Genomic DNA, 21,653 nt, shown 5'->3' with positions numbered 1-21,653 from the left:
TTCCGCCGGAGTGTAGATGGGACCGGTCCCCCGTGGAAAGACGCGCTTCCAGGGGCCGGCAGGTCAGGAGGTGGGCGGGGCGGGGGACGGGACCGGCGGCTCGGGGAGCTGGTTGTGGTTCACCAGGCCGGTCGATTCGAGGTACGTCATGTGGCGCATGACGAAGTTGATGCCTTCCTGGGCGAACCTGCGGATCTCGGCGTTCCTCGTCCCGGCCCGGACGAGCGCCAGGGTGCCGAAGACCTTGCCGTGCGCGGCGCGCAGCAGGTTCGCGTAGTCCTGGTCGAAGGCCGGGCCGCTCTCGGCCGCGAGCTGGGCCAGCCAGCGCTGCTGGTCGGGGTTGGGCTCGTCGGGCAGGGCGACGCCGAGCCTGGCCGCCGTGTCGCGGGTGATCTGGTCCAGCTTCTGGTGCTCGCCCATGATCTGCTTGCCGACCTGCTTGACGCGCGGCGACTGGGCGCGGGTGGCGGCGTACTCGCCCGCGGGCATCTCCCACAGGCCCGCCTGCCGCACCTTGATCAGCAGGTCGATGTCGGCGGCCGAGAGGGGGCCCGAGGGCGTGATGGTCCGTTGCGCGTCCGCGGGGTCGATCGACGGGGGCAGGATCAGCAGGATCGTCGCCGCCGCCGCCGCGACGAAGCCGCCCAGCATGAACATCTCACCGCGCAGGAGCCTGTGCATGCTCGAAGGTACGCGGGCCCGCCGGATCCGGTTCAACATAATCGGAACCGATTTCCTGGATACCCCCTAAGGGTATAGAGTGCGCCGTATGAGACGTCTTGAACCGCTCGTTCCTGAGAAGGCCCCCGAGAAGTCCCGTCAGATCCTGGACGACCTCGTCGCCCGGCACGGCACGGTGGGTGACATGGTGTCCACGATGGCCCACTCGCCCGCCTTGCTCCAGGGATACCTGGACTTCTCCCGGGCGATGAAGCGGGTGAAGCTCCCTCGCGCGCTCAGCGAGAAGATCTCGCTGGCCGTGCAGGAGTGGATCGGCTGCGGCACGTGCCTGGCCGCGCACACCGAGGGGGCGCTGGCCGCCGGGCTGAGCGAGGCCGACGTCGCGCTGGCCCGCCAGGGCACCTCGGCCGACGCGCGGGAGGCCGCGCTGATCGCGGTGGCGGTGCGGGTGCTGGTCGAGCCGTCGTCCATCACCGACGAGGAGGTGGCCGCGCTGCGCTCCCACGGCTGGAGCGACCGGGTGATCGCCGAGGTCGTCGGCCTGGTCTCGCTCAACCTGCTGACCGGCGCGTTCAACCTGCTCGTGGGGAACCAGCCGGAAGAGAAGTAGGTCAGGGGTACGGTGGTGATGTACTGGCTCAAGTCGATCGGCGGGCGACCGGACCCGGCTCCCGCACGCCCCGGCGACGGATGGAGGACGACATGACCGTGCGCGAACCGGCGGCATCCCCGCAGCGGCAGCACCGCGCCCACGCCGACGCGATCGACGCCTTCATCGCCGCCGCCAACGCCGACGACCCCGACCACCGTTCCGCGCTGCTCAGCCGCGCCCTCGCCGCCGACGTGGTGTTCTGGGGGCCGCTCGGCCGCGGGGCCGGCCGGGGCGCGGTGGCCGACTTCGTCACCGAGGTGGTGCAGGGCTACCGGGCCGGCGGCTGCCGCATGGTCCGCACGACGTCCGTCGACGCGCCGCACGAATGGGCCCGGTTCGGCTGGCGCTTCGAGGGGCCCGACGGCGCCACCGTCCTGTCGGGCACCGACATGGTCCATCTCACCGCCGCCGGCGACATCGACGAGATCGTGGTCTTCGCCGGCCCGCTCCACTGACGTCCGCTCACCGCCGCCGGCGTCCAGGACCTAAGCCCTTCGGCCGCGGGACGTTCGCCGCTGCCGCCACCGCCCCCGCGCGAGGGACCGTGGAGGCGGAAAGCGAGGTGGCGATCATGTCGATCGAGGTCAAGGACGTCATGGGACGCGTGGCGATCGCGGTGCTGGAGCACGCGTCGTTCGCCGACATCGTGGCGGCGATGAAGCGGTACGCGGTGGGCGCGGTCACCGTGATCGACGCCGACCGGCGGCCGGTGGGCGTGGTGTCGGAGGACGACCTGCTGCTCAAGGAGACCGGCCGGGCGCGGCACGCCGTGTCCGTCCTCGACTCGCGGGCGCGGCGGCAGGAGCACCGCAAGGCCGCCGCCGTCAGCGCCGCGGAGCTGATGACGTCGCCGGCGGTCACGGTCACCCCGGGCATGCCGGTGCGCGAGGCGGCCAGGATCATGCACGCCCGGCGCATCAAGCAGCTCCCGGTGATCGACCCGGTCACCGGCCGCGTCGTCGGCACCCTGCACCAGCGCGACGTGCTGCGCGTCTTCACCCGCCCGGCCGCCGAGCTGGAGGCGGACGTCAGGGCCGTGCTCCCGCCGGACGGCACGTTCGCGGTCGCGATCGACGCCGGCGTGGTCACGATCACCGGCAGGCCGGCGAGCGGGACGCGGGCCGCCGCGCTGACGGAGGCGGTCCGGGCGGTGGAGGGCGTCGTCGACGTCGTGACCGAGCTCGACCGCGACCGGGACGACCTGTTCACCGTCCCGCCGCTGCTGTAGCCGTGGCGTCCGGCGGCCTGATTCCGGCAGCGGGTGCAGGAGCTGGGACACTGAACGGTATGTCGGAAAGTGAGCAGCGCAGCCTGATGCCCCAGATGCGGCTCGACGAGCTGCTGGCCGAGCTGCAGACGAGGCTCAACGCCGTCCTGGCCACCCGCGACCGGGTGCACGCGCTGCTGGAGGCCGTGGTCTCGGTGGGCAGCGACCTCGACCTGGAGACGGTGCTGCGCCGGATCGTCGAGACGGCCACCAAGCTGGTGGACGCCACGTACGGGGCGCTCGGCGTGGTCGGCGAGGAGCAGACGCTCGTCCAGTTCATCCCGGTGGGGCTGAGCGAGGAGGAGATCGCCCGCATCGAGCACTGGCCGCACGGGCTCGGCCTGCTCGGCCTCCTCATCAAGGACGCCCGCCCGCTCCGGCTGGGCCGCATCTCCGACCACCCCGAGTCCTACGGCTTCCCGCCCGGCCACCCGCCGATGGGCACCTTCCTCGGCGTCCCGGTACGCGTGCGCGACGAGGTGTTCGGCAACCTCTACCTGACCGAGAAACGCGGCGGCGGCGACTTCGACGAGGAGGACGAGGCCATCGTGATCGCCCTGGCCACCGCCGCCGGCGTCGCCGTGGAGAACGCCCGCCTGTACGAGGAGTCGCGCCGCCGCGAGACCTGGCTGAAGGCGTCCTCGGAGATCACCACCAGTCTGCTGTCCGGCGCCGGCTCCCGCGAGGTGCTCACCACCATGGCGGCGCGGGCCCGCCAGATGAGCGACGCCGACCTGGTCCAGGTGCTGCTGCCCGACCCGTCGGGCAGCACGCTCACCGTCGACGTGGCCGAGGGCGAGGGCGCCGACGAGCTGCTGGGGACGGCGTTCGACGTCTCGGCGACCCTGGCGGGGGAGGCGTTCACGCACGCCGAGCCCAGGTCCGAGCGGGACCTGCCGGGCGCGCCCTACCCCGACTCGCCGCTGCGCCGGCTGGGCTACGGGCCGGGCCTGATGGTCCCGCTGGGCGCCGCGCCCCGCGCGCGTGGGGTGCTCATGCTGGCCAAGCGCGGCGGACGGCTGCCGTTCAGCGGGGCCGACCAGCAGATGCTGGAGTCGTTCGCGGGGCAGGCGGCGATCGCGCTGGAGCTGGCCGAGGCCCGCCGCGACGCCGAACGGCTCGGCCTGCTGGAGGACCGCGACCGCATCGCCAAGGACCTGCACGACGTCGTCATCCAGCGCCTGTTCGCCACGGCCATGACGCTGATGAGCACCGTCCGGCTGGTCGAACGCCCCGAGGCGGGCAAACGGCTGCAACACGCCATCGACGAGCTGGACGAGACCATCCGGCAGATCCGCTCGTCCATCTTCGCCCTCCAGGCCCCGCGCGAGGACGCCGCGCCGAGCCTGCGCACGAAGATCGTCGACCTGGTCGAGGGGGCCGGCGCGCACCTGGGGTTCATGCCCGGCCTGCGCATGGAGGGGCAGATCGACACCCTGGTGCCCGACGAGGTGGCCGGGCACCTGCTCGCCGTCCTGCGCGAGGCGCTGTCCAACGTGGTGCGCCACTCCCACGCCACCCGGGCCGAGGTCTCCATCGAGGTCGCCGGCGGCCGGCTCACCCTCGTCGTCGGCGACAACGGCGTAGGCGTGGGCGACGGCGGGCGGCGCAGCGGCCTGCGCAACATCGAGGAACGGGCCGCCGACCTCGGCGGGGCCGCCGAGCTGGAGACGCCGGAGGAGGGCGGCACCCGCCTGCGCTGGCACGTCCCGGTGTGAGGGCCGCGCCGGCACCTCGCGCGTCCTAAGTCCCGGGAGGTCGGGACCTTCGTCCATACCCCGCGTCATGCCCGCTGAGCTGTGATGAGACGGCACAGCCAGGTGATCGCGGCCATCCAGGCCGCCCCACCTCCGCATGAACCACGTGAGGAAGACATGACGAACGCACCGGCCACCACCCCCGGCCGCAGCCCGGCGTTGATGCTCACCCTGGCGACCCTGGGCTTCGCGGTGAACTTCTGGGCCTGGGCCCTGCTCAGTCCGCTCGGGCCGCGTTTCAAGGAACTGCTCGGGCTGTCGGCCGGGCAGCAGGCCCTGCTGGTGGCCGTCCCGGTGATCGTGGGGTCGCTGGGCCGCATCCCGGTCGGCGCGCTCACCGACAGGTTCGGCGGCCGGGTGATGTTCCCGCTGGTCTCGGCGGCCACCATCGTCCCCGTCCTGTTCATCGGCCTGTTCGGGCAGACATCGATGGTCTCGCTGCTGATCGGCGGGTTCTTCCTCGGCGTCGGCGGCACCGTGTTCGCCGTCGGGGTGCCGTTCGTCAACGCCTGGTTCCCGCCGAACCGGCGCGGCCTGGCCGTCGGGATCTTCGGCGCCGGGATGGGCGGCACCGCGATCAGCGCGCTGACCACCGTCCCGCTGGTCCGCGGCGGCGGCGCCGCCGTGCCGTTCCTCATCACCGCCGTCGTGCTGGCCGCGTACGCGGTCGTGGCGTGGCTGGTGCTGCGCGACGCGCCCGGCCGCGCCGTCGTCACCCAGCCGCTCGGCGCGCGCCTGGCCGCCGCGCTCAGGCTGCCGATCACCTGGCAGGCGTGCGTGCTGTACGCGGTCGCCTTCGGCGGTTACGTCGCCTTCTCGGTCTACCTGCCCGCCTACCTGCAGACCGGCTACGGGCTGGAGCAGGCCGACGCCGCCAACCGGATGGCCGGGTTCGTCGTGCTGGCCGTGCTGGCGCGGCCGATCGGCGGCTGGCTGTCGGACCGCGTCGGCCCGGTGCCCGTGCTGACCGGCGTGTTCGTCGTCACCGCCGGCACCGCGGGCGTCCAGGCGCTCACCCCCGGCCTCATGCCGGTCGGCACGATCGCGTTCCTGACCATGGCCGCCGCGCTCGGCGCCGGCAGCGGCGCCACCTTCGCCCTGGTCGCGCAGGTCGCCCCGGCCGACAAGGTCGGCACGGTCACCGGCCTGGTCGGCGCCGCCGGCGGGCTCGGCGGGTTCGTCCCGCCGCTGGTGATGGGCTTCCTGTACGGCCGGCTCGGCTCGTACGGCCTCGGCCTGGCCCTGCTGGCGGCCACCGCCGTGCTCACCCTGGCCCTGACGGTGACCGCGGTCCGCGCGCTGGCCGCCCGCCGGGTCGCCGGCCCGGCCGGCTCGCGCTGACCGCACGAAAAAGCGGGGCCCGGCGTCCGGCCGGGCCCCGCGCAATGGCGTCAGCGGTACGTCACCCGGCGATCCGGCGGCCGGACACCTGCTCGGCGTCGACCACGATGTAGTGGTCGCGGCTGCCCGGAGCCCACGGGGACAGGGGCAGCGCGGCCAGCCGGGCCGTCTCGGCCGGATCGGTCACCGCCCGCGCGTGCCCGACCGCCGTCACCGACCAGCCGGTGCGCATCGCGGGATCGAACTCGTCGGCCTCGAACGCCACCACGGCGTGCCGGGTGGCCGCGGCCAGCTTCGACCCGATCGACGTGCGGATGACGACACGCTCGCCGTCGAGGCAGAAGTTGACCGGCTGCACGGCCGGCAGGGCGCGATCGGTGAAGACGATCCGCCCGATCGGCGTGGACGACAGCAGGCGCAGGCACTCCTCACGAGAGAGCACCTGGAGCCCGGACGAGTCGAGTTGCATGCTTCTCAGCCTCCCACCAGGTACGTTCCCGGCGTCAGAGGCGAAAGTCCCGATGCGGGTGACGCTCAGTCGCGACGGTCGGCCCGCAACCGCGCCGACAGCGCGGCGGCCTGCGTCCGGCGCTGCATGTTGAGCTTGGCCAGCAGGTTGGACACGTAGTTCTTGACCGTCTTCTCGGCCAGGAACATGCGCTCGCCGATCTGCCGGTTGGTCAGCCCCTCGCCGATCAGGTCGAGGATGTGCCGCTCCTGCTCCGACAGCGCCGCCAGCGGGTCCTGCCGGGCGGCCTGGTCGCGCAGCCGCTGCAACATGGCGGCGGTGGTCTGCGGGTCGAGCAGCGACTGCCCGGAGGCCACCGTGCGCACCGCGCCGACCAGGTCGGAGCCGTGGATCTGCTTGAGCACGTAGCCCGAGGCGCCGGCCATCACCGCGTCGAACAGGGCGTCGTCGTCGGCGAAGGAGGTCAGCATGAGGCAGGCCAGCCCCGGCAGCTTGGAGCGCACCTCGCGGCACACGTCGACGCCGTTGCCGTCGGGCAGGCGCACGTCGAGCACCGCGACGTCGGGCTTCAGCGCCGGGATGCGGGCGATGGCCGACTCGGCGGTCCCGGCCTCGCCGATCACCTCGATGTCGTCCTCGGAGCCCAGCAGGGCGGCCACGCCACGCCGCACGACCTCGTGATCGTCGAGAAGGAACACACGAATCATGTCTCCGACGCTACCGCCTCCCGTCACCCGGAAGTAGGGACCAAGGTCCCCGGCTGCCGGTCGTGGGCCCATCGGCCGGTACGAAGGGACTTTGGTCCCTGCCGGGAGCGCATGCCCGCCCACCAGCCTGGATCCATGACCGTTGTGGCAGGGGAAGAGTTGTGAGCGACATAGACGCGATCCCGGGCATGGGGCCGTTGCTGGCGGCCAGGAAGTTCTTCACCAGGGCGGAGGTGTCGGCCGACGGCCGCACCCTGCACCAGGTCGATCCCGGCGCCTGGGACCGCTTCTACCGGGACCGGTGGGCGCACGACAAGGTGGTGCGCTCGACGCACGGCGTGAACTGCACGGGCTCGTGCTCCTGGCAGGTGTTCGTCAAGGACGGCCTGATCACGTGGGAGCACCAGGCCACCGACTACCCGTCGGTCGGCCCGGAGTCGCCCGAGTACGAGCCGCGCGGCTGTCCCCGTGGCGCGTCCTTCTCCTGGTACACCTACTCTCCCTCGCGGGTGCGCTACCCGTACGTGCGCGGGGTGCTGCTGGAGATGTGGCGCGAGGCCAAGGCCAGGCTGGGCGACCCCGTGCTGGCCTGGGCGGAGCTGACCGGCGACCCGGAGCGCGCGCGGGCCTACAAGCGGGCCCGCGGCAAGGGCGGGTTCGTCCGGTCGAGCTGGGAGGAGGTCCTGGAGCTCATGGCCGCCGCCCACGTGCACACCATCAAGGACCACGGCCCCGACCGGGTGGTGGGCTTCTCGCCGATCCCGGCGATGTCGATGGCCTCGTTCGCGGCCGGCACCCGCTTCCTGTCGATGATCGGCGGCACGCTGCTGTCGTTCTACGACTGGTACGCCGACCTGCCGATCGCCTCGCCGCAGGTGTGGGGCGACCAGACCGACGTGCCCGAGGCGGCCGACTGGTGGAACTCCCGCTACCTGATCATGTGGGGCTCCAACATCCCGGTCACCCGCACCCCGGACGCCCACTTCATGACCGAGGCGCGCTACCAGGGCACCAAGGTCGTCGCGGTCAGCCCGGACTACGCCGACAACGTCAAGTTCGCCGACGACTGGCTCGCGCCGCACCCCGGCACCGACGGCGCCCTGGCCATGGCGATGGGCCACGTGACGCTGACCGAGTTCTTCCGCGACCGCCAGGTGCCCTACTTCACCGACTACGTGCGCAAGTACACCGACCTGCCGTTCCTGGTGACGCTGGAGCCGCGCGGCGACGCGTACGTGCCGCGCCGCTTCCTGACCGCCGCCGACCTGGGCCAGGAGAGCGAGAACGCCGAGTTCAAGACCGTCTTCCTGGACGAGACGACCGGCGCGGCGCAGGTGCCGAACGGCTCGCTCGGCCACCGCTGGGGCCAGGAGGGCGAGGGCCGCTGGAACCTCGACCTGGACGGCGCCGTCCCCGCGCTGACCCTGCTCGGCCGGTCCGGGCGCGCGGTCGAGGTGGACCTGCCGCGCTTCGACGAGGGCCCCACCGAGGGCGGCTCGGTCATGCGCCGCGGCGTCCCGGTCACCGAGATGGGCGGCAAGCTCGTCACGACGGTGTTCGACCTGCTCATGGCCCAGTACGGCGTGGCCCGCGACCTGCCCGGCGAATGGCCGGCGAGCTACGAGGACGCCACGCAGCCCTACACCCCGGCCTGGGCGGAGGAGATCACCTCGGTCCCGGCCGCCACGATCGCCAGGATCGCCCGCGAGTTCGCCCGCAACGCCGAGCGCACCCGGGGCCGCTCGATGATCGCGATGGGCGCCGGCACCAACCACTGGTTCCACTCCGACCAGATCTACCGCTCGTTCCTGACGCTGGTGCTGCTGACCGGCTGCCAGGGCGTCAACGGCGGCGGCTGGGCGCACTACGTGGGCCAGGAGAAGGTCCGCCCGGTCACCGGCTTCCAGCACCTGGCCTTCGGCTTCGACTGGCAGCGCCCGACCCGGCACATGGCCGGCACCGCGTTCTGGTACCTGGCCACCGACCAGTGGCGTTACGAGCGCATCGGGGCCGGCGAGCTGGCCAGCCCGCTGGGCGAGGGCAGGTTCGCGGGCCGCTCGTTCGCCGACTGCAACGCCCAGGCGGCCCGGCTGGGCTGGCTGCCCTCGCACCCGACGTTCGACCGCAACCCGCTCAAGCTCGCCGACGAGGCCGCCGCGCGCGGCGTCCCGGTGGCCGAGTACGTGGTGGAGGAGCTGAAGGCCGGGCGGTTGCGCTTCGCCGCCGAGGACCCGGGCGACCCGGCCAACTTCCCGCGGGTGCTGACCGTGTGGCGGGCCAACCTGCTCGGCTCGTCCGGCAAGGGCAACGAGTACTTCCTGCGCCACCTGCTCGGCGCCGACGCCGAGGCGCGCAACGAGGAGACGCCCGAGGGGCTGCGCCCGGCCGAGGTGACCTGGCGGGAGAACGCCGCCGAGGGCAAGCTCGACCTGCTGACGACGATCGACTTCCGGATGACGTCCACGGCGCTGTTCTCCGACTTGGTCCTGCCCGCCGCCACCTGGTACGAGAAGCACGACCTGTCCAGCACCGACATGCACCCGTTCGTGCACGCCTTCAACCCGGCCATCGCCCCGCCCTGGCAGACCAGGTCCGACCACGACGCCTTCCTCGGGCTGGCCGACGCCTTCTCCGAGCTGGCCGCCCGCCACCTGGGCCGGCGGACCGACGTGCTGGCCGTCCCGCTCACCCACGACACCCCGGACGAGCTGGCCCAGCCGGGCGGCCGGGTGCGCGACTGGAAGCACGGCGAGTGCGAGCCCGTCCCGGGCCGGACGATGCCCAAGATCGTCACGGTCGAGCGCGACTACGGCGCGGTAGCCGAGCGCGTGCGCGGGATCGGGCCGCTGTTCGCCGACCTGGGCCTGACCACCAAGGGGATCACCTACCGGGTGGGCCCCGAGCTGTACTACCTGCGCGAGCAGAACGGCGAGACCCCCGAGGGCCACATCTCCCTCGGCACCGCCGACCGGATGTGCGAGGCCATCCTCGCGCTGTCCGGCACCACCAACGGCCGCCTGGCCACCCAGGGCTTCGAGACCATGGAGAAGCGCACCGGGACCAGGCTCGCCGACCTGGCCGCCGAGCACGAGGGCAGGCGCATCACGTTCGCCGACACGCGGTCGAGGCCGCAGCCGGTGATCACCTCGCCCGAGTGGTCCGGCTCGGAGACCGGCGGGCGCCGCTACTCCGCCTTCGTCATCAACGTCGAACGCGACAAACCATGGCACACCCTGACCGGCCGGCAGCAGTTCTTCCTCGACCACGACTGGATCATCGAGCTGGGCGAGCAGCTTCCGGCCTACCGGCCGCCGCTGGACCTGCGCCGCCACCACGGCGACCAGCGCGACGGGCAGGCTGACGGGCAGGGCGCCGAGGTCACCGTGCGGTACCTGACGCCGCACTCGAAGTGGTCGATCCACTCGGAGTACCAGGACAACGCCTACATGCTGGCCCTGTCGCGGGGCGGGCCGACGATCTGGATGAGCGTCGAGGACGCCGCCTCGATCGGGGCCGCCGACAACGACTGGATCGAGGCGTACAACCGCAACGGCGTGGTCGTGGCCAGGGCGGTCGTCTCCCACCGGATGCCGGCCGGGACGGTGTACATGTACCACGCCAAGGACCGCAACGTGAACGTCCCGCTCACCGAGCGGTCGGGCCGGCGCGGCGGCGTGCACAACTCCCTCACCCGGCTGCTGCTCAAGCCCAGCCACCTCATCGGCGGGTACGCGCAGTTCACCTACGCCTTCAACTACTACGGGCCGACCGGCAACCAGCGTGACGAGATCACGGTGATCCGCCGCCGCGGCCAGGAGGTGACCTACTGATGCGCGTCATGGCACAGGTCGCCATGGTGATGAACCTGGACAAGTGCATCGGCTGCCACACCTGTTCCGTCACCTGCAAGCAGACCTGGACGAACCGGGACGGCGTCGAGTACGTCTGGTTCAACAACGTCGAGACCAAGCCCGGCGTCGGCTACCCCAAGCGGTACGAGGACCAGGAACGCTGGCACGGCGGCTGGCAGCTCGACGGGCGCGGCCGGCTCAAGCTGCGGGCGGGCGGCCGGGTCAAGCGGCTGCTCAGCCTGTTCTCCAACCCCGACCTGCCGGACCTGGACGACTACTACGAGCCGGCCACCTACGACTACGACACCCTGCTCAACGCCCCCGCCGGGCCGCACGTGCCGGTCATCCGTCCCAAGTCGGCCATCACCGGCAAGGACATGAACATCACGTGGGGCGCCAACTGGGAGGACGACCTCGGCGGCGCCCCCGAGCACGCCCACGGCGACCCCAACCTGGCGGCCATGGCCGAGAAGGTGCGCATGGAGTTCGACCAGACCTTCATGTTCCACCTGCCGCGCATCTGCGAGCACTGCCTCAACCCGGCGTGCGTGGCCGCCTGCCCCTCCGGCGCGATGTACAAGCGGGAGGAGGACGGCATCGTCCTGGTCGACCAGGACCGCTGCCGCGGCTGGCGCATGTGCGTCTCGTCGTGCCCGTACAAGAAGGTGTACGTCAACCACAAGACCGGCAAGGCCGAGAAGTGCACGTTCTGCTTCCCCCGCATCGAGGCGGGACAGCCGACCGTGTGCGCCGAGACCTGCGTGGGCCGGCTGCGCTACATCGGGCTCGTCCTGTACGACGCCGACGCCGTGCTCGCCGCCGCCCGCGTGCCCGACCCGCGCGACCTGCTGGAGGCCCAGCGCAAGGTCTTCCTCGACCCCGACGACCCGCAGGTGGCCGCCGCCGCGCGGGCCGGCGGGATCAGCGAGGACTGGATCGAGGCCGCGCGGCGCTCGCCGATCTACCGGCTGGTCATGCGCTACCGGGTGGCGCTGCCGCTGCACCCGGAGTACCGCACGCTGCCGATGGTCTGGTACATCCCGCCGCTGTCGCCGGTGCTGGACGCCGTGACCGGGGCCGGCGCGGACGCCGACGACCCCGACAACGTCTTCCACGCCATCACCGACCTGCGCATCCCGCTGGAGTACCTGGCCGGGCTGTTCAGCGCCGGGGACACCGAGGTGGTGGCCGGGGTGCTGATGAAGCTGTCGGCGATGCGCGGCTACATGCGGGCCCGCACCCTCGACGGCACCGTGGCCGGGGACCTGCTGGAGTCGGCCGGGATGACGGCCCGGGACATGGAGGAGATGTACCGCCTGCTGGCCGTCGCCAAGTACGAGGAGCGCTACGTCGTGCCCGCCGCCCACCGCGAGGACGCCGCCGCGCTGTCGGCCCAGGCCGCCGGATGCAGCCTGGACGGCGACGGCGGCCCCGGGATGAGCGAGTTCCACCCGACCGGCGTGACCGGCCGCCGCAGCGACGGACGCCTGGGTCTGAAGCTGTTCACCGGAAAGGGACCGGCGTCATGAGACTGCTGCCCGCCCCCGACGCCGTCGTCGAACGGCCGCGGGACCGCGCCGCGCTGCTGCGGCTGGTCTCGCTGCTGCTGCAGTACCCGGACGCCGGGCTGCTGGCCGCCCGCCCCGAGCTGCGCGAGGCCGTCGCCGCGCTGCCCGACGGGCATCCGCGCCAGGCGCTGGAGCAGTTCCTGTGGTGGTTCGGCGACCGGCAGCCGATGCCGCTGGCCCGCCACTACGTCGAGACCTTCGACCTGCGCCGCAGGTCCAGCCTCTACCTCACCTACTACCTGCACGGCGACACCCGCCGCCGGGGCATGGCCCTGCTGACGCTCAAGCAGCGCTACCGCGTTGCCGGGCTCACCCCGCCCGACGGCGAGCTGCCCGACTTCCTGCCCGTGGTGTGCGAGTTCGCCGCGCTGGCCGGGCCGGACGTGGGCGAGGCGCCGCTGCGCCAGCACCGCAAGGGGCTGGAGCTCATCCGCACCGCCCTGCACGAGGCCGGCTCGCCGTACGCGCTCGTGCTGGACGCCCTGTGCGCGGTGCTGCCCGGCATGTCGGAGGCCGAGCGGGCCGCGGTGGCCGACCTCGCCCTGGCCGGCCCGCCCGCCGAGGAGGTCGGCCTGGCCCCGTACGGGCCGCCGCTGAACGAGAGTGAGGTACGGCCGTGAGCGTCGTGCTCTGGGCGATCGTCCCCTATGTCGCTTTGACGATCTTCGTCGCCGGGCACGTCTGGCGCTGGCGGGTGGACCAGTTCGGCTGGACCACCCGGACCACGCAGGTGCTGGAGAGCAGGCTGCTGCGGCTCGGCTCGCCGCTGTTCCACCTGGGCGCGTTCGCGGCCATCGGCGGTCACGTGCTCGGCCTGCTCGTCCCCAAGAGCTGGACCGCGGCCGTCGGCGTGGACGAGCACCTCTACCACCTGGTGTCGGTCAGCGCCGGGACCGTGGCCGGGGTCATGGTCGTCGCGGGCCTGACGCTGCTGCTGGCCCGGCGCCTGACCAGCCCGCGGGTGCGGCGCACCACCACCCGCGCCGACAAGGTGCTGTTCACCGTGCTGGCCGTGGTGATCGCGCTCGGCATGGCCGCGACGGTGGGCAGCAACCTGCTCGGCGGCGGCTACGACTACCGGGCCACGATCGCCGTCTGGTTCCGGGGCGTGCTGACCTTCCGTCCCGACCCGCGGCTGATGGCCGACGTGCCGCTGCTGTTCCAGTTGCACGCCATGTCGGCCTGGCTGCTGGCGGCCATCTGGCCGTTCACCCGGCTGGTGCACGTGTGGTCGGCGCCGGTGGCGTACCTGTGGCGGCCCTACGTCGTCTACCGGCGGCGCGTGCCCGTCCGGGCGCGCTGACCGGCGCCCGCCGAAGGGGGAGGGGCGCCAGGATGAGCGTCGCCAGGGTGGCGGTGGCGCTGCTGGCCGCCGCCGGCGCGGCGCTGGTGGCGGCCGGCCCGGTCACGGCCGCCCAGGAGAGCACGGCCCGCGTCGAGATCCGGCTGGACCGGCGCGGACAGCTGATCAGGCCGGTCGGCGACGTCCCCTGCGCGGATGGCCCGGCGTCCTGTGCGCCGGTCGTCCCGGGGACGACGGCGGCCCGGCCGCGGACCTGAGGGCGCGAGGAGCCCGGGAAGGACAGGCGTGATGGGCGGTCAGATCGTGGTGGCGGTGGACGGATCCGCGCCCGCGACCGCGGCGGTGGGATGGGCGGCGGCCGACGCCGCGCGGCGCGGGCTGGACCTGCGGATCGTGCACGTGCGCCGGCCCGGCGGGACGGACGTCCCCGCCCGCGCGCTGGAGGCCGCCGCCGCCCTGGCGGCGCGGACGGGGCCGCCCGGGGTGACGACGGAGACGCTCACCGGGAACGTCGTGGACACCCTGGTCGCGGAGTCGTCGGCGGCCGACAGCCTGGTGCTGGGCTCGCGCGGGCTCGGCGGGTTCACCGGCATGCTGGCCGGGTCGGTGAGCGTCGCCGTGGCCGGGCACGCCGACGGCCCGGTCGTCGTCGTCCGGACGCCGCCGCAGGGGCGGCACGACCGGGTGGTGGTCGGCTTCGACGGCTCCGGGCACGCGCGGGCGGCCATGGACTACGCCGTCGAGCAGGCCAGGGCGCGCCGGGCGCGGCTGCACGTGGTCTCGGCCTGGCAGATCCCGGTCGCCTCGCCGTACGCCGCCGCCTACGGCAGCCTCATCGAGGTCATGCAGGACGCCGACCGCCAGGCGGACGGGCACGTCGTCCCGTGGCGGCAGGCCGATCCCGACCTGGTCATCACCGAGGAACAGCCGTGCGAGCACCCGGTCTCGGCCCTGGTCCGCGCCGCCGGGACGGCCGACCTGGCGGTGGTGGGCTCGCGCGGGCTCGGGGGGTTCGCCTCGGCCGTGCTGGGCTCGGTCGGCCACGGGGTGCTGCACCACGCGGCCTGCCCGGTGGCGGTGGTCCGGCCGCGCCTCTAGCTGCCGGCCCGGCCCTCACATGGAGTGGATGCGCCGGCCGGTGACGTGGTGGGGGACGATCCGGATGTGCAGCCGCCGGTCGCCGCCCGCCCACGGGGTGACGTCCGATCCGTCCTGCTCGTCGGGGGTCACGTGGTGGGCGGGCCCCTGCACGAGCACGCTCCACCCCTGCCGCCGGGCCTCGTCGATCCGGTCCACCTCGAAGCCCACCATGACCTCGACGCCCTCCAGGCCGGTCCGCAGATCCTGGTCGAGCGGGCCGCCCGCGGCGGTGCGGAAGACGACGGCGCCGTCGTGCACGCGGAAGTTGACGGGCAGCACCGTCGGCCCGTGCGAGCCGTTGAACGCGATCCGGCCGATGCCGCCGGGCGCGATCAGGCGCAGGCACTCCTCCCGGTCGAGGACCTCCAGGACGGGCTCGGCCATCGCGGGCCCGACGCCCGGCGGACGGTCGCGCCCGCCGCCCAGCAGATCCTGGCCGGTGGTCCCGAGCGCGTCGGCCAGGCGGGTCAGGGTTCCCCGGTCCGGGATGTCCACGTGCTCCTCCATGTACCGCAGGTAGCCGGCGGACATGTCCGCCCGCTCCGCCACCTGCTCGACGGTGAGCCCCAGCCGCTGCCGGTGGTACTGGATGCGGTGGCCGAAGTCGCCGGTCGCTGTCACTGTCTTCTCCTGCCTCTGCGTCCCCATGCGCGTCGAAGGTATCCAGCACCACGTACCCCGGACAGGGTCTTTCGCCCCTTCATGGGACCAACGTCCCTCGCCCCCGGGACGCACGGCCCTACGGCGCGGCGGCCGGGAAGAGGAGCCTGGCCTGCATGGATGTCCTGGATCTCTCCCGGTGGCAGTTCGGCATCACGACCGTCTACCACTTCCTCTTCGTGCCGCTCACGATCGGCCTGTCGATCATCGTGGCCGGACTGCAGACGGCGTGGCACCGGACGAAGAAGCCGGAGTACCTGCGGCTGACCCGGTTCTGGGGCCGCCTGTTCCTGATCAACTTCGCCATGGGCGTGGTGACGGGCATCGTGCAGGAGTTCCAGTTCGGGATGAACTGGAGTGACTACTCCCGCTTCGTCGGCGACGTGTTCGGGGCGCCCCTGGCCATGGAAGGGCTGATGGCCTTCTTCCTGGAGTCCACCTTCCTCGGCCTGTGGATCTTCGGCTGGGACCGGCTGTCGCCCCGGCTGCACCTGGCCACGATCTGGCTGGCCGCCATCGGCACCAACATCTCGGCCTACTTCATCCTGGCGGCCAACTCCTGGATGCAGCACCCCGTCGGCTACCGGATCAACAACGGCCGCGCCGAGCTGACCGACATCTGGGCCGTCCTGACCAACTCGACCACGCTGGTCACCTTCCCGCACGTGCTGTTCGGCGCGTTCCTGACCGCGGCCGCGTTCGTGCTGGGCGTCAGCGCCTGGTTCCTGCTGCGCAAGCGGGACGTCTCCCTCTTCCGCACCTCGGCCCGGCTGGCGCTGGCCGTCAGCCTCGTCTCGGCGGTCGGGGTGTCGTTCTCCGGCCACTGGCAGGCCCAGATCATGACCGAGCAGCAGCCGATGAAGATGGCCGCCGCCGAGGCCCTGTGGGAGGACGAGACCTCCGCCGGCTTCTCCCTGTTCGCCATCGGCGACGTCGAGAACGGCCGCAACCACGTCAACCTGCAGATCCCCTACGGCCTGAGCCTGCTGTCCACCAACACCCTGGACGGCGAGGTCGAGGGCATCAACGACATCCAGGCCCGCTACGAGGCCCTGTACGGCCCCGGCGACTACCGGCCGATCGTCGGCCTGGCCTACTGGTCCTTCCGGCTGATGATCGGGTTCGGCATGCTGTCGGCGCTGCTCGCCCTGGCCGGGCTCTGGCTGACCAGGCGCGGCCGGCTGCCCGCGGGCCGGTGGGCCTACCGGCTGGCCATCGCCGGGATCGGCCTGCCGTTCCTGGCCAACAGCATGGGCTGGATCTTCACCGAGATGGGCCGCCAGCCGTGGACCGTCTTCGGGCTGATGCGCACCGCCTACGCCGTCTCGCCGACGGCGGACGTCCCCTCGGTGGCCATCACGCTGGTCGGCTTCACCCTGGCCTACGCCGTGCTCGCGATCATCGAGATCCGGCTGCTGGTCAAGTTCATCCGGATCGGGCCGAACGAGCAGGACGAGCCCGAGACCGCCGTCCCCGCGCTGAGCTACTGAGGAAATCATGGAAAACGTCTGGTTCGTCCTGATCGCCGTGCTGTGGACCGGCTACTTCCTGCTGGAGGGCTTCGACTTCGGCGTCGGCATCCTGATGCCCGTCCTGAGCCGCGAGGAGGCCGACCGGCGGGCCGTCCTGAAGACGATCGGCCCGGTGTGGGACGGCAACGAGGTGTGGCTGCTGGTGGCCGGCGGCGCGACCTTCGCCGCCTTCCCCGAGTGGTACGCCACCCTGTTCAGCGGCTTCTACCTGCCGCTGTTCCTCATCCTGCTGGCGCTCATCGCCCGCGGCGTGGCCCTGGAGTACCGCAGCAAGAGCGACAGCACGCGCGGCTGGGACCGGGCGCTGTTCTGGGGCTCGCTCGTCCCGGCCTTCCTGTGGGGGGTGGCCTTCGCCAACATCGTGCGCGGCGTGCCGCTGAACGCCGAGCACGAGTACACCGGCACGCTGCTGACCCTGCTCAACCCGTTCGCGCTGCTCGGCGGGCTGGCCACGCTGCTGCTGTTCACCCTGCACGGCGCGGTCTTCCTGGCCCTGCGCACCACCGGCGACCTGCGCCTGGCCGCCGGCCGGATGGCCAAGAGCATCTCCCCGGCGGCGTTCCTGGTCGTGATGGCGTTCCTGCTGCTGTCCGGCGGCGGCGGCGCGCTGCGGTGGGCCGCCGTGGCGCTGGTCGCGCTCGGCCTGGCCGGCGCGGTGGCCGCGACCGTGCGCGGCCGTGACGGTTGGGCCTTCACCGCCAGCGCGGTCGCCGTGGTCGCCCTGGTGGCCGCCATCTTCACCGGCCTGTTCCCGAACGTCATGCCCGCCCTGGACCCGGCCAACAGCCTCACCGTCACCAACGCGGCCTCCAGCCCGTACACGCTGACGGTGATGACCTGGGTCGCGGCCGTCTTCACGCCCCTGGTGCTGGGCTACCAGGCGTGGACGTACTGGGTGTTCCGCCGCCGCCTCACCGGGGCCGCCTGAACCCGGCCGGACCGGCGGCGGCGCCGTCACCGCCGGACGGCGTCCACCGCGCCGGTGCCGGGCCGTGACCCCGCAGCGGCCCCGGGGCTCGTCGTGGCCCCGGGGGCCGTCGTCGTCACGCTCGCGTGGGTGACCCGCCGAGCTCGGTCACCGTCAGGGCGCGCAGCAGGTGCGGGTGCAGGCCCTCGGCCCGCGGCCGGGGCAGGCCGGCGGCGAGCGCGGCGTCGGTGAGCGCGGCCCGCGTCCAGGCCAGGTCGACCCGCCGGCCCGACTCGCCGGTGAGCAGCGGGTGGTCGGCGGGCCGGTCGCCGCACAGACGGCGCAGCGGGCGGCGCAGGTAGGGGGCCAGCGGGAAGGCGACGATGTCGCCCCGCCCGTCGTGCAGGGTGATCAGTACGGGGTCGCCGGCGCCTGCCAGGTGCACGTCGCACGGGGTCAGCCGGGCCAGCGCGTCGACGGAGGCGCCCGTGGACTCCAGCAGCCCGACGGCCACGGCCTCGGCTAAGCGCCCTTCCTCGGCCAGCACGGCGACCCCGCCGCGCAGCAGCCGCCGCTCGGCCGGGGTGGGCGGGTGGGCGGCCGGCGCCGGGAGAGCCGGCCCGTGCCGTCCGGCGAAGGCGTAGAACGAGGCCAGCACGGCCCGCCTGCGGATCACCGTCGCGCGGGCCAGCGGCCGGCCGGACGGCGCCAGGCCGGCGGTGAGCGCCGCCAGGCAGTAGGCGTCGACCTGCGACCCGGCCCCCAGCACGTCGCCGCCGGGATCCTGCCCGCGCAGCCACCGCAGGTAGGAGGCCAGCACCCGCAGCCGCGTGCGCCGCAGGGCCGGGGAGGGCCGCTCGCCCAGCCAGGCCGCCGCCACGCCGGCCGCCGCCGGGCCCAGCCCCTCGACGACGTCGACGTCGGCCGCGGGGACCTCGCCCCCGTCGCCGGGACCGCGCCGCGGACGCAGCCCCTCGATGCGGGAGACGAGGCCGCGGGCCTCCTGACCGGTGAGCGCGCCCCAGGACGCGACGGTGTCCGCGGCCATGCTCAGCACACGACCGGCACGGCGACGGGATCGGCGGCAGGGTCGGCGGCGGCCCGTGCCGGAGCACAACAGGACGAAAGGGAGGCGTGGAGGACGTCACTGCTCGCGCCCAACGGACCCATCATGATCTCGATCGTCTCATGGAACTGTGCCCGCGGGCTCCATCCGGCCGGGCCGCCGGGACCGCGGGACCCGGGGGCGCGGCCGTCCGCCGAGGTCAGGGTTCGATCAGGCCGGCGCGGATGGCGTAGCGGGTCAGGTCGAGCCGGTCGTTGAGGCCGAGTTTGGCCAGGATGTTGCTGCGGTGGCGGTCGACGGTCTTGGGGCTGATGACCAGGGTGTCGGCGATGGCCTTGGTGGAGTGGCCCTCGGCGATGAGCTTGACGATCTCCTCCTCGCGGGCGGTCAGCAGGCTGTCGGGCAGCGGGTCGCCGTGCCGGTGGCGGTGGAGGTAGTCGCGGATCAGCGCGGTGACCGCCCCGGGGTAGAGGAACGGCTCGCCGCGCATCGCCGCCCGGCACGCCTCGATGAGGTCGCGGTCGGCCACCGACTTCAGCACGTAGCCGCAGGCCCCGGCCTTCAGCGCGGCGAAGAAGTACTGCTCGTTGTCGTACATCGACAACATCAGCAGGCGGATGCCGGGCCGGCGGCGGGAGATCTCCCGCGCGGCCTGCAGGCCGGTCATGCGCGGCATGGCGATGTCCAGGACGACCAGGTCGATGTCGTGGGTGCGGACGGCCTCGACCGCCTCGGCCCCGTCGGCCGCCTCGGCGACCACGGTCAGGTCGGGCTCGGCGTCGAGGATCAGGCGGACGCCCTGGCGGACGAGCGCGTGGTCGTCGGCGAGCAGGATGCGGGTCATCGGGCGTTCTCCTTGGCCGCGCCGGGGACGGTGAGGACGATCTCGGTGCCGCCGCCGGGCGGCGAGTGCACGCTCAGGCGGGCCCCGATGAGCAGGGCGCGCTCGTGCATGCCGCGGATGCCGGCGCCCGGCTCGCCGATGCCGCCCCGGCCGTCGTCGGTGACGCGCAGGACCAGGTCGCCGTCGTCGGGCGTCAGCGTGAGCGTCGCCCTGGTGGCCTCGGCGTGGCGGGCGACGTTGGTCAGGCTCTCCTGGGCGATGCGGTAGAGCACCAGCTCGACCTCGGAGCTGAGCGGCGGCAGCCCCGGCGCCAGTCTACGCGTGACCTCGACCGTGCCGGTCTGCGACAGGTCGGCGGCCAGCGCGGTGAGTGCGCTGGTCAGCCCGAGGTCCTCCAGGACGCCGGGACGCAGCCGGTGGGCGACCTGGCGCACCTCGTCCAGGCTGGTCCTGATCGCCTCCTGGGCGTGGCCGAGCTCGCCGGCCAGCTCGGCGGGCGCCCGGTCGCGCACCCGCTTGAGCGCCAGGAGCGCGACGGTGAGGCTCTGGCCGATCTCGTCGTGCAGCTCGCGGGCGATGCGGCCGCGCTCGGCCTCCTGGGCGGCCAGGGCCTGGGCGCTGGCCACGCTGCGCTCCTCCTCCAGCCGGTCGAGCATCTGGTTGAAGGTGTCGGTGACGCTGCGCAGGTCGCGGTTGCCGGCGGGCAGCCGGTCGTGGGTGTGCAGCAGGTCCACCCGCCGCATGAGTGCGGTCAGGGAGGTCAGCGGGGCCAGGCTGGCCCGCACCAGGAACGCGTTCGCCGCCAGGATCAGCGCCAGGCCGATGAGCAGCACCGGGACCTCGGTCAGCAGCACCGGTGAGGAGACCGTCGCGGGGGACAGCGCCAGCACGAACGTGCCCGCGGCGAAGACCAGCGCGTTGATGACGAACAGGCGGCGGAACAACGCCTGGGCCGGGGTGCGGCCAGGCGGCTCCGGCGCGGTGGCGACGGCGTCTCTCATGCCTCCAGCCTGGGCGTTCGCCGCCCGCGCTGTCCACTGACCCGGCCCGGATACGGTCGCGCCCCCACCCGATATGGGGGCCGGACCCGATGGGCGCGGCCCCCCGCGCGGTGATGGCATGGTCTCCCCGGAAAACAGGGACGGACCGTAAGGAGGTGGGCGATGCGTGGCACGGACCTTCTCCGAGCCGCGGCGGCAGGACCGCTTCTCCTCCTGCCCGCCCGCGGGTCGCGGTCCGTCCCCCGGGGCCATTCGACGCGCGGGCCGCGCCGGGGGCCGGCCGCCGTCCCGTGGCCGGGGCCGGGCGCCTGAGCCGCCCCCGCCGCCTTTGTGACCTTCGCCCATGCCCCCGCTGGAGGCTCCCCATCAAGATCCGTCATACGACCGTGCCCCGAACCGGCGCGAACCGTCGTCACCCCGCCACTCCGACCACCGTGGACGGTGCCATGCGAGCACAGGACATCGCCGTCACCCTGCCGACCGTGACGGCCCGCGACTCCGTGGGACGCGCCGTGCGCCTGATGGTGGTCAACCGGCTGCCCGGGCTCATCGTGGTGGACGAGCGGGGCAGGCCGGCGACCGTGCTGCCGGGCACCCAGGTGCTGCGGCTGGCCATCCCCGGCACGTACCAGGAGGACCAGGCCCTGGCCCGCACCCTCGACGAGAGCGACGCCGAGCTGTTCTGGCAGGAGCTCGCCCACCTGACGGTCGGCGACTGCCTGCCCAGGCCGCCCGCCCGGCCCGTCACCGTGCCGCCGGACGCGACCCTCCTGGAGGTGGCGGCGCTGATGGCCCGCACGCGCAGCCCGCTGGTCGCCGTCCTCGGCGCGGACGCCACCCTCACGGGGGCGATCACTCTGGAACGCCTGCTGACCAGCCTGGCCATCACGAGCCTTCCGGACTGATC

The 21,653-nt window shown here is 73.3% G+C and carries 21 protein-coding genes; 14 read left to right on the top strand and 7 right to left on the bottom strand.

The annotated features are described in order from the left end of the window. Positions 1–63: 63 nt before the first annotated feature. Positions 64–681, bottom strand: a complete 618-nt coding sequence (locus ACIBST_RS00325) for a DUF4142 domain-containing protein (protein WP_397167770.1) — start codon at positions 679–681, stop codon at positions 64–66. An 88-nt stretch (positions 682–769) separates the two neighbouring features. Here ACIBST_RS00325 and ACIBST_RS00320 point away from each other — a divergent pair, with 88 nt between their 5' ends. The 5 genes from ACIBST_RS00320 to ACIBST_RS00300 all read left to right on the top strand — a co-directional run bounded on the left by ACIBST_RS00320 (position 770) and on the right by ACIBST_RS00300 (position 5,698). Beyond that, positions 770–1,291, top strand: coding sequence for a carboxymuconolactone decarboxylase family protein (locus tag ACIBST_RS00320; RefSeq protein ID WP_397167768.1), 522 nt, complete (start codon positions 770–772; stop codon positions 1,289–1,291). A gap of 92 nt (positions 1,292–1,383) precedes the next feature. Then, positions 1,384–1,788, top strand: coding sequence for a nuclear transport factor 2 family protein (locus tag ACIBST_RS00315; RefSeq protein WP_397167767.1), 405 nt, complete (start codon positions 1,384–1,386; stop codon positions 1,786–1,788). A 116-nt stretch (positions 1,789–1,904) separates the two neighbouring features. After that, the gene (locus ACIBST_RS00310) at positions 1,905–2,561 is read left to right on the top strand and encodes a CBS domain-containing protein (protein ID WP_397167765.1); all 657 of its coding nucleotides are present in this window, start codon (positions 1,905–1,907) and stop codon (positions 2,559–2,561) included. Between the two features lie 59 nt (positions 2,562–2,620). Beyond that, positions 2,621–4,318 carry a GAF domain-containing protein gene (locus ACIBST_RS00305; protein WP_397167763.1) on the top strand — a complete coding sequence of 566 codons (1,698 nt, stop codon included), beginning with the start codon at positions 2,621–2,623 and terminating at the stop codon, positions 4,316–4,318. Between the two features lie 156 nt (positions 4,319–4,474). After that, positions 4,475–5,698, top strand: a complete 1,224-nt coding sequence (locus ACIBST_RS00300; RefSeq protein ID WP_397167761.1) for an MFS transporter — start codon at positions 4,475–4,477, stop codon at positions 5,696–5,698. A 61-nt stretch (positions 5,699–5,759) separates the two neighbouring features. Here ACIBST_RS00300 and ACIBST_RS00295 read toward each other — a convergent pair whose 3' ends face one another. After that, entirely contained in the window at positions 5,760–6,167 is a 408-nt protein-coding gene (locus tag ACIBST_RS00295) for a pyridoxamine 5'-phosphate oxidase family protein (protein ID WP_397167760.1), read from the bottom strand. 65 nt (positions 6,168–6,232) lie between these two features. Next, a complete protein-coding gene (locus ACIBST_RS00290) occupies positions 6,233–6,874 on the bottom strand; it encodes a response regulator transcription factor (protein ID WP_357969496.1) in 642 nt (213 codons plus the stop codon). 188 nt (positions 6,875–7,062) lie between these two features. On the opposite strand from ACIBST_RS00290, the gene ACIBST_RS00285 reads away from it, so the two are divergent. From ACIBST_RS00285 to ACIBST_RS00260, 6 genes are read left to right on the top strand one after another with little or no spacing between them, the layout of a single operon-like run. Then, entirely contained in the window at positions 7,063–10,704 is a 3,642-nt protein-coding gene (locus ACIBST_RS00285; protein WP_397169413.1) for a nitrate reductase subunit alpha, read from the top strand. Continuing rightward, positions 10,704–12,254 carry a nitrate reductase subunit beta gene (narH, locus tag ACIBST_RS00280; RefSeq protein ID WP_397167758.1) on the top strand — a complete coding sequence of 517 codons (1,551 nt, stop codon included), beginning with the start codon at positions 10,704–10,706 and terminating at the stop codon, positions 12,252–12,254. The genes ACIBST_RS00285 and narH overlap by 1 nt, the downstream gene beginning before the upstream one ends. Further along, the gene (narJ, locus tag ACIBST_RS00275; protein ID WP_397167756.1) at positions 12,251–12,913 is read left to right on the top strand and encodes a nitrate reductase molybdenum cofactor assembly chaperone; all 663 of its coding nucleotides are present in this window, start codon (positions 12,251–12,253) and stop codon (positions 12,911–12,913) included. Before narH ends, narJ begins: the two co-directional genes overlap by 4 nt. After that, the gene (gene narI, locus ACIBST_RS00270; RefSeq protein WP_397167755.1) at positions 12,910–13,596 is read left to right on the top strand and encodes a respiratory nitrate reductase subunit gamma; all 687 of its coding nucleotides are present in this window, start codon (positions 12,910–12,912) and stop codon (positions 13,594–13,596) included. The genes narJ and narI overlap by 4 nt, the downstream gene beginning before the upstream one ends. Positions 13,597–13,628: 32 nt before the next feature. After that, positions 13,629–13,853, top strand: coding sequence for a hypothetical protein (locus ACIBST_RS00265; RefSeq protein WP_397167753.1), 225 nt, complete (start codon positions 13,629–13,631; stop codon positions 13,851–13,853). A gap of 31 nt (positions 13,854–13,884) precedes the next feature. After that, positions 13,885–14,694 carry a universal stress protein gene (locus ACIBST_RS00260; protein WP_397167751.1) on the top strand — a complete coding sequence of 270 codons (810 nt, stop codon included), beginning with the start codon at positions 13,885–13,887 and terminating at the stop codon, positions 14,692–14,694. 15 nt (positions 14,695–14,709) lie between these two features. On the opposite strand, the gene ACIBST_RS00255 is transcribed toward ACIBST_RS00260, so the two are convergent. After that, positions 14,710–15,357, bottom strand: coding sequence for a pyridoxamine 5'-phosphate oxidase family protein (locus ACIBST_RS00255; protein WP_397167749.1), 648 nt, complete (start codon positions 15,355–15,357; stop codon positions 14,710–14,712). 155 nt (positions 15,358–15,512) lie between these two features. Here ACIBST_RS00255 and ACIBST_RS00250 point away from each other — a divergent pair, with 155 nt between their 5' ends. Beyond that, on the top strand, positions 15,513–16,886 hold the full coding sequence (locus ACIBST_RS00250; protein WP_397167747.1) for a cytochrome ubiquinol oxidase subunit I: 1,374 nt from the start codon (positions 15,513–15,515) through the stop codon (positions 16,884–16,886). A gap of 7 nt (positions 16,887–16,893) precedes the next feature. Continuing rightward, positions 16,894–17,856 (top strand): cytochrome d ubiquinol oxidase subunit II, encoded by a 963-nt coding sequence (cydB, locus tag ACIBST_RS00245; protein WP_397167746.1) that lies wholly within the window; start codon positions 16,894–16,896, stop codon positions 17,854–17,856. 115 nt (positions 17,857–17,971) lie between these two features. On the opposite strand, the gene ACIBST_RS00240 is transcribed toward cydB, so the two are convergent. The 3 genes from ACIBST_RS00240 to ACIBST_RS00230 all read right to left on the bottom strand — a co-directional run bounded on the left by ACIBST_RS00240 (position 17,972) and on the right by ACIBST_RS00230 (position 20,746). Next, on the bottom strand, positions 17,972–18,883 hold the full coding sequence (locus tag ACIBST_RS00240) for a hypothetical protein (protein WP_397167744.1): 912 nt from the start codon (positions 18,881–18,883) through the stop codon (positions 17,972–17,974). A gap of 217 nt (positions 18,884–19,100) precedes the next feature. Next, complete coding sequence (locus ACIBST_RS00235; RefSeq protein WP_352351471.1) at positions 19,101–19,745, bottom strand: response regulator transcription factor; 645 nt, start codon at positions 19,743–19,745, stop codon at positions 19,101–19,103. Continuing rightward, positions 19,742–20,746, bottom strand: a complete 1,005-nt coding sequence (locus ACIBST_RS00230) for a histidine kinase (protein ID WP_397167742.1) — start codon at positions 20,744–20,746, stop codon at positions 19,742–19,744. Before ACIBST_RS00230 ends, ACIBST_RS00235 begins: the two co-directional genes overlap by 4 nt. 446 nt (positions 20,747–21,192) lie before the next feature. Between ACIBST_RS00230 and ACIBST_RS00225 the strand changes: the two genes are divergently transcribed. After that, the gene (locus ACIBST_RS00225; protein WP_397167740.1) at positions 21,193–21,651 is read left to right on the top strand and encodes a CBS domain-containing protein; all 459 of its coding nucleotides are present in this window, start codon (positions 21,193–21,195) and stop codon (positions 21,649–21,651) included. The last annotated feature ends 2 nt before the right edge of the window (positions 21,652–21,653 follow it).

Origin of the sequence: Nonomuraea sp. NPDC049684, assembly GCF_044465345.1 — a bacterium.
Classification (GTDB): Bacteria; Actinomycetota; Actinomycetes; order Streptosporangiales; family Streptosporangiaceae; genus Nonomuraea.
This window is presented reverse-complemented; position numbering and strand designations above follow the sequence as displayed.